Origin of the sequence: Clostridium lentum (assembly GCF_014287815.1) — a bacterium.
In the GTDB taxonomy this organism is placed as follows: domain Bacteria; phylum Bacillota; class Clostridia; order Clostridiales; family Clostridiaceae; genus Clostridium; species Clostridium lentum.
On the sequence record NZ_JACOOQ010000003.1, the window covers coordinates 117,736 to 134,026 of the forward strand.

Consider the following 16,291-nt stretch of genomic DNA (forward strand, 5'->3'; position numbering starts at 1 on the left):
TTATTTATGTTCTAAAGTTATTTTAATAATTTTTTTAATTATTAAGGATGCAATAGGAAGTGGTATTCTGTAGGCTTTTAAGGTAGAAAGAATAGAAGAATTATCAGTTTTTATGCATTCAAATATATCATCAATTTCCTTATTAGAAACAGAATCCCTAGAGTCATCACCAGAGAATGATAAGTCAAAATTTCTTAAAATATCTAATGGATTTATAGAAGGAAGATAGTAACTTATATTGCGAGAATCGTTGGTATTATATGAATATAAATTATCAGAAGATGTTTCAGATGGAAATTCATTATTTAAGATATTTTCATTAGGTGACGTAATAGGTATAGTATTGCTGGTATCCATTGAAGGAATATTATTAGGATAAGGCATTGGTGGATAATATCCTGTGGTGTTATTGGAATTTAAAGTAGAATTAAGCAATGATGAATTAGTCATTAATGGACTATATTTAGATGAAGTTAATCCTAGAGGAGGGAAGCCTATATAAATATTATTACAATCACTATTTATGGAAATCCCATCTAAAGTATTTGGTGGAGTAATTGAATTTAGCTTCTCGTTGCCTATATTCAAGGAAGGATTAATATCTAAAGGTGTAAATTTTAAATCATTATTATTATTATTATTTTTTACTTTTTTCTTCTCCATTTTCATTTTTATCCTCCAGAAATAATTTATTAATAATGTATGAAAAAAATAATTTATCTGTTACTTAAGTTTATGAATGGGGCTTTATCCTTAGAAGTTTATAATAAAAATATAATAAAAAGAGGTAGTAGCAATGTCAAATTAGAATGAATAGTATGTAAGGGAGGGGAGAATGTCATGCGTAGAGATAATATAGATGAAATTAGAAAATTATTTATAGGTTTAGACAATAAGATTGTAATTAATGGAAAAAAACAAATTATTCCTATAAATTTCGATAATGCCGCTACTACTCCAGTTTTAAAAAAAGTTATGAGAGCTGTATTAAAAGCTAGTGAAAATTATGGATCTATTGCTCGTGGCGATGGACAAAAATCACAGTATAGTAGCGATTTATATGAGGAATGTAGAAGATACGTTATAGATTATTTTAATGCACCTCTAAATAAATATACAGCTATATTTGTAAGTAATACCACTGAAGGAATTAATAAATTGTCTAATATTTTAATTGAAAATAAAGATGATATAGTAATAACCAGCAGAATGGAGCATCATTCTAATGACCTTCCCTGGAGAGATAAGTGTGATTTGAAATATATAGAAGTTGATGAAAAAGGTCGCATAATCATGGAAGAGTTAGAAGAAATGTTTAATATTTATAAAGAAAGAATAAAGTATGTAACTATTACAGGTGCTTCTAATGTTTCTGGATATATTACTGATATAAGAAAGGTAGCTAAATTAGCCCATAAATATGGAGCAAAGGTTATAATTGATGGAGCTCAATTAGTACCACATAGGGAAGTAAATATGTGTGGAGAAGAAGATGATGATTATATAGACTTTTTAATATTTTCAGCACATAAAGTATATGCACCATTTGGTAGTGGTGCAATAATAGGTTTGCGGGATGAAATAGAGAAGTATCCACCGGATACCAAAGGTGGAGGAACTGTAGAGAGAGTTTTAGATGATCATTTAATATGGCTATCTACACCTGAGAAAAATGAAGCAGGAAGTCCAAATTTTTTCGGGGCAGTTGCATTAATGCAGGCCTTAAAAGAAATGAATAAAATTGGACTTGGGTTAATTGAAAATAATGAAAAGAAATTACTGAAAATGTTGATTGATGGAATGAAAAATTTTCCAAGAGTAATTATGTATGGTGACAATGAAAATATCGAAGATAGATTAGGAATAATGGTGTTTAATATAGATAGATTAGGATATGAGATGGTTGGAGAATATTTAGCTAGTATTAGAGGTATTGCAGTAAGACAGGGAGGATTTTGTGCACACCCGTATACACGAAGGCTACTTGGTATAAAGAGTGATGAAATAGAAGAATATATTGCAAGAAATGGTATGCCAGGAATGGTAAGGGTTAGCTTAGGAGCATATAATTCAGAAAAAGAAGTAAATATATTTTTAGAAACTATAGAATATATATGTAAAAAATGTTTGTAAATAATAATATATTTATTGCATTAAATTCACCCTTTTTGTAAATTTATCATACTTTATAGTATAACAACTTAGGAGGGAAATGTTATGAGCGGAAGAATAGGTAGTTGTACTTTTTCAACTGGGTGCAATCAGCAAATAAATGCTATAGCAAGAATAGAAAATGAAGATAGATCTGCAATATTAGGTACTGTAGTTAATAATTCTGGAAGAGCAATAGCAGATGCTGTAGTTGTATTATTAAAAGTTACTGATAGATGTTCAATTCCAACACCAATAACTCATACTTTTACAGATAGATATGGCCAGTTTGTATTTGGACCTTTATGCCCTAATACAACTTATATGCTAAAGATATATAAAGATGATATTAATGTAGATAATATCAATCTAATTTGTAATTGCCAAGTTGGTTCATGTTTAGGAAACAACAATTGCTGTTCTAATAGAAGCAGAGAGGGCTATAGAAAATCTGAAGATACTATTTTATAGAAATAAGTAAATAAAAGGCTCCAGTAATTAAACTAGAGCCTTTTGTTTATATTATTTATTAAATACCTTGAACTCTGGAAGAGGAGAAATTAGTGGTAGTAAATATTTAAGAGCTTGTGGTTCTATATGATTTCCCTTATCATTAATCCAGTCAGTTGGAAAGTATTTAATATTATTAGCAACTTTATCAGCTTCAATAAGTGAATAAGAAGTTTCATAGGGTTCATTAGAAGTTCTTTCAATTGTAACCATGTATCCACACTTTCCAGTAAGTGAATATTTTAATGCTTCATATCCAGCCTCATAAGCTTCCTTTAAATCTATTTCTGAAGAACAATGCATTGCACATCTTTGCAGTACGCCAAGCTCTAAAGACTTTACTCTTTTTGTTATGCCTGCATTTATAATAAGCTTCTTTAAGTAATTACCTACGCCACCTAATTGAGCATGCCCAAATTTATCATTGGCATCTGCTTGAATTTCAGAAATGAATTTTCCTTTTTTATCTTTGATACCTTCAGAAACAACTATGTATACTTGGTTTTGTTCTTTAAATTTATCTGTAACATCTTTTAAAAATATTTCAATATCAAAAGCTCTTTCTGGAAGATAAATAAAATCTGCAACTGACTTGCCATTCATTTGTGCTAATGCTCCAGCAGCAGCTAACCAGCCAGTATCTCTTCCCATGGTTTCTAATATGAATATACCATTGTTAGTATATACAGAAGAATCTAAATATGTTTCTAAAACTGAATTTGCAATAAATTGTGCAGCACTTCCAAAACCAGGAGTGTGATCTGTATACATTAAATCATTATCTATAGTTTTAGGAATACCTATAAATGTAATATCTATGCCAGTTTCTTTTGCATATCTACTAAGTTTGGCAGTGGTATCCATAGAGTCATTGCCACCTACATAGAAAAACGCTTTTATATCATTAGCCTTTAGTATGTCCAATAACTTGTCATATTCTTCAGTTGATTCATCTAAATCTTTCATTTTATATCTACATGAACCTAAGCCAGAAGATGGAGTAAATCTAAATTTATTAATTTCTTCATCACTATAAGAAGTTAAGTCAATTATATTACCGTTTAAAATACCTTCAATTCCATTTAAGCCTGCAAAAACCTTATTGTATGCTTTTAACTCTTTGTTTGCATTATAAAGTCCTACTACGCTTGAGTTTATTACAGAAGTCGGACCACCTGATTGTGCTATGATACAATTTGTCATTAAAATACACTCCTTTTCTATATATGCTATACTATTTAAAGTTAATTCGTAATACAATATATACTATACAACAAAAAATAGATAAATAAAAGTATTATTTTTATAATAAAATACAATATAATGTAAAAAAGTAAAAGTAAAATGAAAATATGTATCCAAGTAACATATGTAAAAATATTAGATAATACAATGTTATATAAGTATAATTTAGGAGTGTGCATATGAATATTAAAGATATTCTTATAGTTGGAGTAGCTTTGGCTATGGATGCATTTGGTATAACTATAAGTATTGGATTAAATAAACATGTAAATAGAAGCAAAAAAATAGGTTTCATTATATCTTTTGCATTATTTCAATTTTTATTTTTCTTTAGTGGCGCTATTATGGGCTTTTTATTTGAAAAATATATTACTGCAATTCCCAATATTATTGGAGGAATAGCCATAGGTATAGTAGGGGTAATGATGATAAGAGAGGGCTTTGAAAAAAATGAAAATGAAGATTTGGTTTTAAAAAATATTATGTATTTAATTTTAGGTGTCTCAGTAAGTATAGATGCCTTGGTAGTAGGATTTACTACAATAGGAACTACAATATCTTACGAAATAATTTTTCTTGATTCTATTTTTGTAGGAATCATAACTCTTATTATATGCACTGCAGGATTTTATTTTTGTCGTTTTATAAGAAGGATAAGTTTTGTTACTAAATATGCAGATTTTTTTGGAGGAATAATACTTATTTTATTTGCAATAAAAATGATATTCTTTTAAATAAAGAAATAATAAAATTTTTCTTTTATTGACACAAAATTGTAACAAAAACACTATAGGACTATTAACAATAGGAGCATTAATTATGTTAATGGATTATAGAAAAATATTACTGGAAAATAACACTTCCAGTAATATTTTTTATAATTTTATCTGTAGTTTATTTAATTTTAGATATAATTAAATGTAGTATATATTTTTTTTGGAGGTGTTTTTGTGGCACTAAATAGAGAGCAACTTACAGTTATTAATGAATTAAATGAAAATATTATGCTTTTAGCTTCTGCAGGAACAGGTAAGACTGAAACTTTAGCAAGAAGAGTTGCTAATATAATAGAAACTAAGAAGGCGCCTGGTGATGAAATATTATGTATTACCTTCACAAATAAGGCTTGTAAGGAAATGAAGGAAAGAGTGGAGCAGATTGTTGGTGCTGAAGGAAATAAGGTTAAGGTAAGCACTTTCCATAGTTTTTGTTTTGATATTATTAAGCAACAAGCTAAAAAGAGGACAGATATATTTACTGATTTTGTGGTTTTTGATGAAGATGATTGTATAGAAATAATAAAGACATGTAATTATTTTAACTTTCCTATTCCATTAATTCAAAGATTTTTAGATTTTATAAAGTTAGAAAGAGCAAGAAGAGATATTTATTCAGAAGATGAAAAAAAAGATTATGAAGAAGTAGTAAAGTTATCTTTTAAAGAAAATGAAGAGAAAATAAATAGTTTATGTTCAGATAGAGGTAATATAAATTTAAATTTAAAAAAATTTCTTAAGGAAAAAGGTCATATACTTATTAATAGTTATAATGGGACTTTACGTAATAATCATGCTGTTGATTTTGCCGATATAATTGTTAGTGTAAAAGAGCTATTTAAAGATGAACAGTTGATAGAGGCATTAAAAATCAAATATAAATATATAAATATCGATGAAGTACAAGATACTAGTTTATTGGAATATTCAATAATAGAAAAGATATTTGCCAATAACAATATTTTAATTTGTGGAGATATTTTTCAAACCATATATAAATGGAGAGGGTCAGAACCTGATAAGATATTTGACAAGTTTAAAAACAAATATAAACCAAAGGAAATTATCTTTGTAAAAAATTATAGGGCAACTAAGAATCTTACAGAGGCATCTTTATCATATTTAAAAAATGCCTTTGAAAATGAAGTAAATGAAATATATAAAGAAGAAATAAAGGCTTTTACGGAAGCTGAAGGTGAAAAGATTAAATATAAAGCTTTAAATAGCTCCATGGAAGAAGCAAGATTCATTGTGGATGAAATAAGAAGACTACAAGCTAAAGGTGAAGATTTAAATAAGATAGCAGTACTAACAAGAAATAATAGATATAATGTTGAGCTTAGCGGAAACATTGAGAATATATTATCTAGAGAAGGAGCAGATTTTTCTTTTGCCTTAGTGGATCAGTTTAGATTCTTTAGAAGGCAGGAAATAAAAGATATTATTGCTTTTTTAAAGCTTATTGGCAATAAAAATGATGCAATTAGTTTAAAAAGAATTGTAAAAAGACTACCTACTGGTGTAGGAGATAAGGCTTTTGAGGCTATAGAATCTGATGAGTATAAATCAATAGGCATAAGCCTTTGTGATTATATTGATGAAAATACTGTTTTATTTGGTGAGAAATACGGGCTTTTAATCAATGAATTTGAAAATAATAATATTATTGTCTTTGATGTGGAAAGCACTGGTGTTGATGTTACTGAAGATGAAATAATTCAAATAGCAGCCATAAAGATAAATAAATATGGTGAGGTTACAGAAAAATTTGAAAAGTTCTTAAAGAATAAGAAGTCAGTAAAATCATCGGAGCATGTTCATGGATTTAGTGATGAGTTCTTAAGGGAAAATGGAGAAGATAAAGAAGTTGTATTAAAAGAGTTTATAGAATTTTCAAAAGATGCAATAATTGTAGGGCATAATGTACAATTTGATATAAATATATTAACTAGTGAATTAAGTAGATTAAATTTAGGAAAAGTAAAATTTAAAGGCTTTTTTGATACCTTAGATATTTATAAGAGATTTTATTCCAATTTACCTAATCATAAATTAGATACATTAAGCAGGATTTTTGAAACTGTTAACAAACCAAGCCATGATGCTATGGATGATATTTTAGCCACAAAAGAACTTTTAGTGATGGCAATAGAAAATAAGATAATACCTACATCACTAGAGAGAATTGCTTATATGTCAAGACATATGAAGGCTTTTACAGCCATAAGAAATAAATTAAATGCTTTATTTATTAAGGCTGAATCTTTAAGACCATGTGATATTGTGGCTGAAGTTATTAATGGGTTTAGTATAAAGACCTTATATCCAGGAGAAGAGGGACGTGAAAAAATAGAGCGTCTGAGGGATTTTTATATGCTTTTAAAGGAGTTAGATGAAGAAGAAAAGAGCAATAGGGATGCTCTTATGGAAATAATTAAGATCACTGCATTATCTAATGGTGATTTAGAAGCACTTATTATAAATAGAAGCAAATTTCCTAAGATACCTATAATTACAGTGCATCAGTCAAAGGGACTAGAATATGATACGGTATTTTTAGCAGGACTAAAGGAAAATACTTTCCCTTCATATATGTCAGTGAAAGCAAATAATATTGATGAAGAAAAAAGGACTTTTTATGTTGCTATGACAAGAGCAAAGAAAAGACTTTACATGACATGTAGCCTTGAAGATGCTTATGGAAAAATAGGAGAAGAAAGTAGGTTTATAAAGCTAATAGATTATAAATACTTAGGTTAATTAAGAGTTATGGAATAAATTCATGGAGTTTAAAAAAATTAGAAATTAAATATAAGTAGCTAAGAGGTAAAAATGAGGAAGATAAGTAAGGCAATAGATTTGTTAAAGACAAAATATAAAATGGTAAGGAAACAGAAAATCTATCAAGGCAAAAAATATAAGGTTAAATATATATTAGAAGAAAATAAAAATTCAGAAGTTTTATTAGTTCTTTTTACTTCATGCACAGCTAAAGGTCAAAAGGCTAGATATAACTATATGAGAACAGTTGAAAATTATGATGTTAATAAGCTTTTTATCTTAGATGATTTTGGCTTTGATGGACGAGGAGCATATTATTTAGGAAAAGATAAGGATTTTAAGATTGCAGAAGATGTACAAGGTTTGATAAACAGCATTTGCAATAAGATAAAGCCTAAAAAAGAAGTTTATATAGGTTCAAGCAAAGGTGCTTATGGAGCATTATATTTTGCTTTAGATAGAAAGAACACTTATGTTATTGCAGGGGCGCCTCAATATATGTTAGGTAATTATTTAAATTTACCAGGCCATAAAGAAATTTTAGAATATATTATGGGAAATACATGTGAAGAATCCATAAAGTATTTAAATGTGCTTATGGAGAAAAAATTAGAAGAAAGCACTAAGAATAATACTAAGATATTCTTACATTATTCCAGTGAAGAGGAAACTTATGAAAGTGATTTAAAGCCCTTGGTTAATGAGCTTAATAAATTAAATTATGATTGTGAGTTTGATGTGATGAAATATAATAGTCATGCCGAACTTACAAATTATTTTCCTAAATATATTCGAAATTGTATAGAAGAAATAATATTATGATAGGGAGGTTAGTAAGATGTCAGATGATTTTAAAGCTAGAGATGTTCAGTTTTTTACTAATTTTAAAAAAGTAAAATTTAAAAGTTATAATGTGAAAAATTGTAGGCTTTCGCAAGATGAAATGATTAAGATTATAGAAACATACAGATATAGGCCATTTAATGATAGAATTGCATATTTAGAGGTATATACATCTAATAAAATAGAAGGTAATACCTTAACAAAGGGTCAAACAAAAGCTGTACTTGAAGGAATTGCTCAAGATGCTGATTTAAGATCACAAACTGAAGTAATACAATTAAATAGGGCTATAAGAGATAATTTTTCTATAAATAATGATTTAAGTTTAGAACTTATCTGTAGAATTCATAAAGATATAACATTTAATACATTAGAAAATAGTGAATGGGAAGGAAAAATTAGAAGTAGTCAGGTATATATTTCAAATAGCCTAATTAATCCACCGCTAGCAGAAAAGGTTAAAGAGCAGTTAAATGAAGCTATAGATAGATTTAATAATAGTGATAAAGAGTTAATAGATATTTTTAAATTTAAGTTAGATTTTGTAAGAGTACATCCATTTATGGATGGTAATGGTAGGTTATCAAGGCTTATTATGAATGGTCTTTTAACTGCTAAGAGTTATCCAAGAATAATTATTAGAAACCAAGATAAAGGCTTTTACTATGATGCAATAGAAGATTCATTAAAAGTTGGTAAATATGATGCATGGCTTAAGTTTATGTTAACATATATGAAATTTATGTGTGAGTTAGAGGATACGTTTTTATTAGATATAGAATAAGGATTTTAAAGAATAAAGTGAATTTTAAAAGATATAATAAGCGATATATCACATCAATTAAAGACACCTCTTGCGGCACTTATATCTTATAATGATATTTTAAAAAATCATGAAAGTATGTCTGTAGAAGATAAAAATATGTTTATAGAATTTACTTCAAAGCAATTAGATAGAATGGAATGGCTTATAACAACCTTATTAAAATATGCCAGAATAGAAAGTAATGTTGTGAAATATAATAAAGATACAATACCATTAAATAATAGAGGCACATAACGGCACTATTACAGTGGAAAGCCAGCTTAATAAAGGTACTACATTTTATATAACATTTTTAAAAGGAATAATATAAGGAGAGATTAACAAATGAGAAGCGATAAAATAGAAGAGTTAATGGACATTTATGAAACACTAGTGGATGCAGGAGTAACTTTTTATTATGAAGATGAAGAAATTGCTCATGGAGAAGTAACAAGTCTTACTTTTAATGAAGATGATACTATAGATATAGAATTAGATGAATCAGAAAACTTTACTGTAGAAGTAAAAGATTTTATTAATAATCACTCAAAAGAAGGAATGAATTATCATTGCTTTGAAACAGTAAGAAGATTTGATAAACTTTTAAGCTAATATTATAATAAAAATATATGAAAATTTTACAAGAGAGAAATAGGAGAAATGCAATGGATTATTCAAGTTTAATATTAATGGAAAGAGATAATGAAACAGGATTTGTATCGAAGGAAGTTGGAAGTTTTCAAGTTTCAGAAGGTGCTGAATTTGTAAAAAACTTTTATGTAAAAGGTGATACAGTTTACTTCATATTTGATACAAAAGAGGATGTAGAAGAATGGCAATATTCTGCTATTTATGATTTATTTGATTATGAATTATTTAAAGGTGAAGGGTTAGATATAGAGGATATAGAAGATGAATATAATCCAACATTTTTAGTAAAGTTTGAATATAAGGATGATTATGATTATTTAAAAGAAAAATTAGATCTTTGTATAGAATTAGTTGAAGAATCAATGGAAAAGGTATTTAAGAATATTGAGGGAAAAGAAGAAGAGTATAAATAAGAAAGGAGTGCTACAGTATAGATTGTAGCGATATGGCTATGGACGATAAGGTTTTAAAGAAAAGAGAGGAAATAAGAGAAGAAGATAAATGGCTTGTAAATGAAATATACAGCAATGATGAAGTATGGGAAAAGGAATTTGAAGAGCTTAAAACAGAAGCACCTAAATTAAAAGAATTTCAAGGAAAGCTTGGTTCTGGAGAAAAGCTATTAGAATACTTTGAAGTAAATGAAAAAATATCTAGAAAAGCAGAAAAGATTTATGTATATGCACATTTAAGAAGTGATGAAGATACGGCCAATACTAAGTATCAAAGCATGATGAATAGAATAGATGCCTATATGGCAGAGTATGCTACATATTCAGCTTACTTTGTACCAGAAATTCTTTCATTGGAAGATGGATTTGTTGAAAAAGAAATAGAAAGATTAGATGGCTTAAAAGAATATAAATTCTTATTGGAAAATATTTTAAAAGAAAAACCACATGTTTTAAGTGAAAAGGAAGAAGAACTGTTAGCAGCAGCATCAGATTGTCTTGATTCAGCATCTTCTATTCATAATATAATGACCAATGCAGATATGAAATTTGGTGATATTAAAGATGAAGAAGGGCACACTGTGGAATTAACAGAAGGAAACTATTCTTCATTTATAAGATCAAAGGATAGAGCTGTTAGAAAAGCTGCATTTGAAGGACTATTTAAAGAATATAAGGCATTTGAAAATACTTTAGCAACCACTTTATCAAGTTCTATCAAGACTTTCAATTTTGGAGCTAAAATAAGAAATTATAATAGCGCTTTAGAGGCATCATTAAAACCAAATGATATACCAGTTGAAGTATATACTAATGCTATTAAGACAATAGATGAGAATTTATCAAGTCTTCATAGATATGTTTCATTAAAGAAGAGATTATTAGGTTTAGATGAAATGCATATGTATGATTTATATGTTTCTGTGATTGAGCTTGATAAGGAACATATAGAGTTTGATAAAGGTGTAGAAATGATTGTTGAAGGGCTTGCACCTTTAGGAAAAGAATATTTAGATATATTTACTCAAGGAATTAAGGATGGTTGGGTAGATAAATATATGAATAAGGGTAAAAGAGGTGGAGCATATTCATGGGGTGGATATGATACTAAACCATATGTACTTTTAAATTATAATTATCAATTAGGTGATGTATCAACATTAGCTCATGAAATGGGTCATTCAATACATTCATATTACTCAAGAAAAGAGCAAAGCTATTATTATGCAGGATATACTTTATTCTGTGCAGAAGTAGCATCAACTACCAATGAAGCTCTTTTAATCCATCATTTAATAAATACTGAAAAGGATAAAAAGAGAAGATTATATTTAATTAATCAAGAGTTAGAGCAAATCAGAACTACTGTATTTAGACAAATGATGTTTGCTGAATTTGAACTTTGGACTCATGAAAGCTTTGAGCAAGGAATGGCTTTAACAGCTAAAGATTATAATGAAAAATGGCATGAGTTAAATGTTAAATATTTTGGTGAAGATATGATAGTTGATGAAGATATAGATGTTGAATGGTCAAGGATTCCTCACTTTTTCAGCGATTTTTATGTATATCAATATGCAACAGGATATGCAGCAGCATCAGCTTTTGCTAAGAATATCTTAGATGGAAAAGAAAATGCTGTAGAAAAGTATGTAGGATTTTTAAAGAGTGGTGGAAGTGATTATCCAATAGAGATATTAAAGAAAGCTGGTGTGGATATGACTACATCTATGCCACTACAAGCAACTATTGATAGATTTAATGAATTATTAGAGATGTTAGAGAAAGAAATATAGTAATGGATAAATTTGAAAAAAAGTTTTTTAATACTTTAGTAAGCAAATCAGGTTTTTATATTAGAAATTTTTATAGTGAAAGCCTTAAAAAAGAACAGTGGATAGCAATTTTAGAAAATGAAAAGGTACTTTACGCTATAGTGATAGTAGAAAATTCATATAATGTTTCACTTTATGATGAGGCATATAGATATCTTAAATCTTTTAGCAATAAAAATTTTGTCATAAATGAAATTGTAACCACAGATGGTTCTTATAATTATTATGAACATGATAATATGCTTATTTATTCATTAAGAGATAAGAAAGTAGTTTACAGCAGTAGTAGTTGTAAACTACTTATTCCTATCATTAATGAAATGAATATTACAAAAAACAGAAATAATAAAAGAAATAAACATATGATGTTGACTAACATATTAATAGCGATTAATTTGTTAGTATTTTTAATATCTGCCTGGATTTCAAAAAATATATTTAATATAGATATAGATACTTTAATAATCATGGGAGCAAAAGTAAATTCACTTATTGATAAAGGGCAGGTTTGGAGATTAATAACTTGTGCATTTCTTCATGGAGGATTAGTTCATATATTTTTTAATATGTATGCTTTAAAAATATTAGGACCAGAAATTCAGTATGTTTATGGAAAAATAAAGTATTTAACAATATATTTATTATCAGCTATTGCAGCAAGTATATTTAGTTATATTTTTGGACCACAATCAGTTTCAGTAGGAGCTTCAGGAGCTATATTTGGATTGCTTGGTGCAATACTTATATTTGGTATAAAGCATAGAAAACAAATAGGAAAAGCATATATGATGAATATTTTACAAGTTATATTTGTAAATGTAGTAATAGGTATAAGTACTAGCAACATTGATAATGCAGCTCACTTTGGTGGGCTTATTGTTGGAGCATTAATAGCATTATTATTAGGTGAAGGAGAGAATTTTAAATGACCATTAAAAAAAATAAACCATTTTTAGTTAATCTTATTTATATGGTGGTATTAATTATAACATTTGTATATAAGTATGCGATTAAAGATTATGATGAGTTGTTTAGAATAGGTTTATCTGCAGTTACAGCATGGATGGTTTATTTTGCATGTAAAATAACATTTTTAAAGAAATCTGAAATAAGTTTTTATGTAATACTATTATTTACTATTTGTGCCATATATTTAGGTAATGTATGGGATTTATATAGAATAGTGCCTATTTATGATAAATTATTACACTTATTATCAGGTATAATAATTGCTATCATAGGGTTTATATTATTTTTACATTTAAATAATGGAAAAATTAAAGGTGATTTTAATACTTATTTTGCAGTTATATTTTCAATTTTATTTTCAATTGCAGCTGCAGGAGTATGGGAGATATGGGAATTTTCCACTGATATACTTTTTGGATTTCATTCACAAAATAATAGCCTTATAGATACAATGATGGATATTATATGTGGAAGCATTATGGGCATAATAACTAATATACCTATATATCTATACATTAAAGGAAAAAATATATCTTTTATAGAAAATATTATTAAGGAAATGAATAGATAGAGTAAGAAACTATAGAAATAGTTATGGAGGAATAAAATGAATGTGCTCATACTGACTGCATCTACCGGTGGTGGCCACATAAGGGCTTCAAATGCTTTGAAAAGTTATTTTAAGGAAAAAGATAATGCCATCAACGTAAATGTAGTGGATACTTTTAAGTATATTAATCCGTTACTTGATAAGACGGTAACAAATGGATATTTATATCTAGCAAAGAAAACTCCTAAATTATATGGAAAGCTATATAAATTAAGCAATGATAAACCTATGATGAATAATTATGTTAATAGGATGAATAGTATATTTGCCAAAAAGTTAATTCCTCTTATTGAGGAATTTAAACCACAAATAATACTTACGACTCATCCTTTTTCTACGGAAATGATTGCATATTTAAAAGATAAAAAAAAGATAAATGTACCTTTGATATGTATTATGACAGATTATGGTCCACATAATGCTTGGATAAGAGATAATGTAAATGAATATATAGTATCTAATGATGATATGATGAAGGAAATGATAAAATCCGGTGTAGGTAAAGATAAGATACATTCTTTTGGTATCCCTATAGAAAATGATTTCTATGATGATAAAAAGAATAGCATTTATATGAATGATGTAAATTTAAATCATCATAAGAAAGTTGTTCTTATGATGGCAGGAAGTTTTGGTGTAAAAAATATACTTGGAATTTATGAAGATATTATAGATATTGACTATGATTTTGAATTAATTATAGTTACAGGTAGAAATAAAAAGCTTTATGAAAAGTTTCAAGAAAAGGTTGCTTTAAGTGAAAAGGATGTAAAGCTTATATACTTTACAGAGCAAATTGTTAAGTATATGAAGTGTGCCGATATGATAATCACTAAACCTGGAGGTCTTACAGTAACTGAAGCACTAGCTTGTAATATACCTTTGGTAATCTTTGATGCAATACCAGGCCAAGAGGAAGACAATGCAGATTTTCTTATTAAGAATAATATGGCTATAAGATTAAGCAGTGACGATAAAAGTATAAGAAACACCATTGAAGTTTTATTAACTAATGATGAAAAATTAAAAACAATGAAAAAAGCATGTATTGCTTTTGATAAAAGTAAATCTTGCGAAAATATATTTAGTTTAATAAAAGAAATAAAATAATAAAAAAGTAAAGAGAGATTTTATAAAATATTAAAAAATTTACAAAACATTACTTTTTTGCTTTGAAAAGGGGTATAATATAAAGTGAAAAAATTTTAAGGGGGCTTATAAAGGTGAGAGGAATTGAATATGTAAATGACGTACTTTTACAAGTAGAGAGAAGAAATAGCGGTGAAAAGGAATTTAACGATGCTGTTAAGGAAGTATTAACTTCCATTGCACCAGTATTAGATGCACATCCAGAATATATTGAAGCTGGTATTCTAGAAAGGGTAGTTGAACCAGAGAGACAAATATTTTTTAGAGTTCCATGGGTAGATGATCAAGGGAAAGTACAAGTAAATAGAGGATATAGAGTGCAATTTAATAGTGCTATTGGACCATATAAAGGTGGCTTAAGATTACATCCAACTGTTAATGCAAGTATTATTAAATTTTTAGGTTTTGAACAGATATTTAAAAACTCCTTAACAGGACTTCCAATAGGTGGAGGAAAAGGTGGATCGGATTTTGATCCTAAAGGTAAATCAAATGGCGAAGTTATGAGATTTTGTCAAAGTTTTATGGCAGAGCTTTATAAACATATAGGACCTGATACTGATATTCCAGCTGGTGATATTGGAGTTGGTGGAAGAGAAATTGGTTATCTTTATGGATATTATAAAAAGCTAAGAAATGCAAGTCATATGGGCGTTTTGACAGGTAAGGGCTTAAATTATGGTGGTAGCCTTACTAGAACAGAAGCTACAGGATATGGATTAGTGTATTTTACAGAAGAAATGATGAATGCTAACAATATTTCTTTTTCAGGTAAGAAAGTTGTAATTTCTGGCTCAGGAAATGTAGCTATATATGCCACTGAAAAAGCTACAGAACTAGGAGCTAAAGTTGTTGCCATTAGTGATTCTAATGGATATATCTATGATGAAAATGGAGTTAATTTAGATGCTGTAAAGGAAATAAAGGAAGTTAAGAGAGGAAGAATAAAGGAATATTTAGATTATGTACCTACTGCTGAGTATCATGAAGGATGTAGAGGTATATGGCATATTAAATGTGATGTTGCTCTTCCATGTGCTACACAAGGTGAAATAGATTTAGAATCAGCTAAGGTATTAATTACTAATGGGACAAAAGTTGTTTCAGAAGGTGCTAATATGCCTACAACATTAGATGCTATAGAGGAATTACAAAATGCAGGTGTACTGTTTGGACCAGCTAAGGCTGCTAATGCTGGTGGAGTTGCTTGTTCTGCTCTTGAAATGTCACAAAACAGCATGAGATTATCATGGACATTTGAAGAAGTAGATGCAAAATTAAAAGATATAATGACCAATATTTATAAAAACTCCGCAGAAGCAGCTAAAGAATATGGCTGTGAAGGAAATATATTAGCTGGTGCCAATATAGCAGGTTTTATAAAGGTTGCAGATGCGATGATGGCACAAGGAATTGTTTAGAAGTTAATAAATTAAAAATTAATAAATACGAATTAAGAAGGAGTTCTCAAAGATTTTGGGAACTTTTTTCTTTTTAGATAATATATAAAGAGC

16 protein-coding genes are annotated in these 16,291 nt (G+C 28.1%); 14 read left to right on the forward strand and 2 right to left on the reverse strand.

The genetic code is table 11. The annotated features are described in order from the left end of the window. Positions 1-663: a hypothetical protein gene (locus H8R92_RS03050; protein ID WP_186834694.1), complete on the reverse strand. Its 663-nt coding sequence runs from the start codon at positions 661-663 to the stop codon at positions 1-3. A gap of 177 nt (positions 664-840) precedes the next feature. Between H8R92_RS03050 and H8R92_RS03055 the strand changes: the two genes are divergently transcribed. Together H8R92_RS03055 and H8R92_RS03060 are read left to right on the forward strand one after the other, a co-directional pair. Continuing rightward, positions 841-2,133 carry an aminotransferase class V-fold PLP-dependent enzyme gene (locus tag H8R92_RS03055; RefSeq protein WP_186834695.1) on the forward strand — a complete coding sequence of 431 codons (1,293 nt, stop codon included), beginning with the start codon at positions 841-843 and terminating at the stop codon, positions 2,131-2,133. Positions 2,134-2,217: 84 nt separating this feature from the next. Next, a complete protein-coding gene (locus H8R92_RS03060; protein WP_186834696.1) occupies positions 2,218-2,622 on the forward strand; it encodes a carboxypeptidase-like regulatory domain-containing protein in 405 nt (134 codons plus the stop codon). 51 nt (positions 2,623-2,673) lie between these two features. Here the strand turns inward: H8R92_RS03060 and H8R92_RS03065 are convergent, their stop codons facing one another. Next, on the reverse strand, positions 2,674-3,864 hold the full coding sequence (locus tag H8R92_RS03065) for a 6-phosphofructokinase (protein WP_022211626.1): 1,191 nt from the start codon (positions 3,862-3,864) through the stop codon (positions 2,674-2,676). Between the two features lie 221 nt (positions 3,865-4,085). Between H8R92_RS03065 and H8R92_RS03070 the strand changes: the two genes are divergently transcribed. The 12 genes from H8R92_RS03070 (at position 4,086) to gdhA (ending at position 16,198) form a co-directional block, all read left to right on the forward strand. Next, on the forward strand, positions 4,086-4,640 hold the full coding sequence (locus H8R92_RS03070) for a manganese efflux pump MntP (RefSeq protein ID WP_022211625.1): 555 nt from the start codon (positions 4,086-4,088) through the stop codon (positions 4,638-4,640). Between the two features lie 216 nt (positions 4,641-4,856). Next, positions 4,857-7,442: a 3'-5' exonuclease gene (locus tag H8R92_RS03075; RefSeq protein WP_186834697.1), complete on the forward strand. Its 2,586-nt coding sequence runs from the start codon at positions 4,857-4,859 to the stop codon at positions 7,440-7,442. A gap of 72 nt (positions 7,443-7,514) precedes the next feature. Then, positions 7,515-8,285, forward strand: a complete 771-nt coding sequence (locus H8R92_RS03080; RefSeq protein ID WP_186834698.1) for a hypothetical protein — start codon at positions 7,515-7,517, stop codon at positions 8,283-8,285. A gap of 16 nt (positions 8,286-8,301) precedes the next feature. Beyond that, positions 8,302-9,090 carry a Fic family protein gene (locus H8R92_RS03085; protein WP_022211622.1) on the forward strand — a complete coding sequence of 263 codons (789 nt, stop codon included), beginning with the start codon at positions 8,302-8,304 and terminating at the stop codon, positions 9,088-9,090. Between the two features lie 36 nt (positions 9,091-9,126). Beyond that, the gene (locus tag H8R92_RS03090; RefSeq protein ID WP_330606866.1) at positions 9,127-9,366 is read left to right on the forward strand and encodes a sensor histidine kinase; all 240 of its coding nucleotides are present in this window, start codon (positions 9,127-9,129) and stop codon (positions 9,364-9,366) included. A gap of 90 nt (positions 9,367-9,456) precedes the next feature. Further along, the gene (locus tag H8R92_RS03095; protein ID WP_186834699.1) at positions 9,457-9,723 is read left to right on the forward strand and encodes a hypothetical protein; all 267 of its coding nucleotides are present in this window, start codon (positions 9,457-9,459) and stop codon (positions 9,721-9,723) included. A 53-nt stretch (positions 9,724-9,776) separates the two neighbouring features. Next, positions 9,777-10,175 (forward strand): DUF6762 family protein, encoded by a 399-nt coding sequence (locus H8R92_RS03100; RefSeq protein WP_186834700.1) that lies wholly within the window; start codon positions 9,777-9,779, stop codon positions 10,173-10,175. Between the two features lie 38 nt (positions 10,176-10,213). Beyond that, complete coding sequence (pepF, locus tag H8R92_RS03105) at positions 10,214-12,010, forward strand: oligoendopeptidase F (protein ID WP_186834701.1); 1,797 nt, start codon at positions 10,214-10,216, stop codon at positions 12,008-12,010. Positions 12,011-12,012: 2 nt separating this feature from the next. Next, positions 12,013-12,978 carry a rhomboid family intramembrane serine protease gene (locus H8R92_RS03110; RefSeq protein ID WP_186834702.1) on the forward strand — a complete coding sequence of 322 codons (966 nt, stop codon included), beginning with the start codon at positions 12,013-12,015 and terminating at the stop codon, positions 12,976-12,978. After that, positions 12,975-13,589, forward strand: coding sequence for a DUF2238 domain-containing protein (locus H8R92_RS03115; protein WP_186834703.1), 615 nt, complete (start codon positions 12,975-12,977; stop codon positions 13,587-13,589). Before H8R92_RS03110 ends, H8R92_RS03115 begins: the two co-directional genes overlap by 4 nt. 36 nt (positions 13,590-13,625) lie before the next feature. Further along, positions 13,626-14,738 carry an MGDG synthase family glycosyltransferase gene (locus H8R92_RS03120; protein WP_186834704.1) on the forward strand — a complete coding sequence of 371 codons (1,113 nt, stop codon included), beginning with the start codon at positions 13,626-13,628 and terminating at the stop codon, positions 14,736-14,738. Between the two features lie 122 nt (positions 14,739-14,860). Further along, positions 14,861-16,198, forward strand: coding sequence for an NADP-specific glutamate dehydrogenase (gene gdhA / locus H8R92_RS03125; RefSeq protein WP_334297744.1), 1,338 nt, complete (start codon positions 14,861-14,863; stop codon positions 16,196-16,198). The last annotated feature ends 93 nt before the right edge of the window (positions 16,199-16,291 follow it).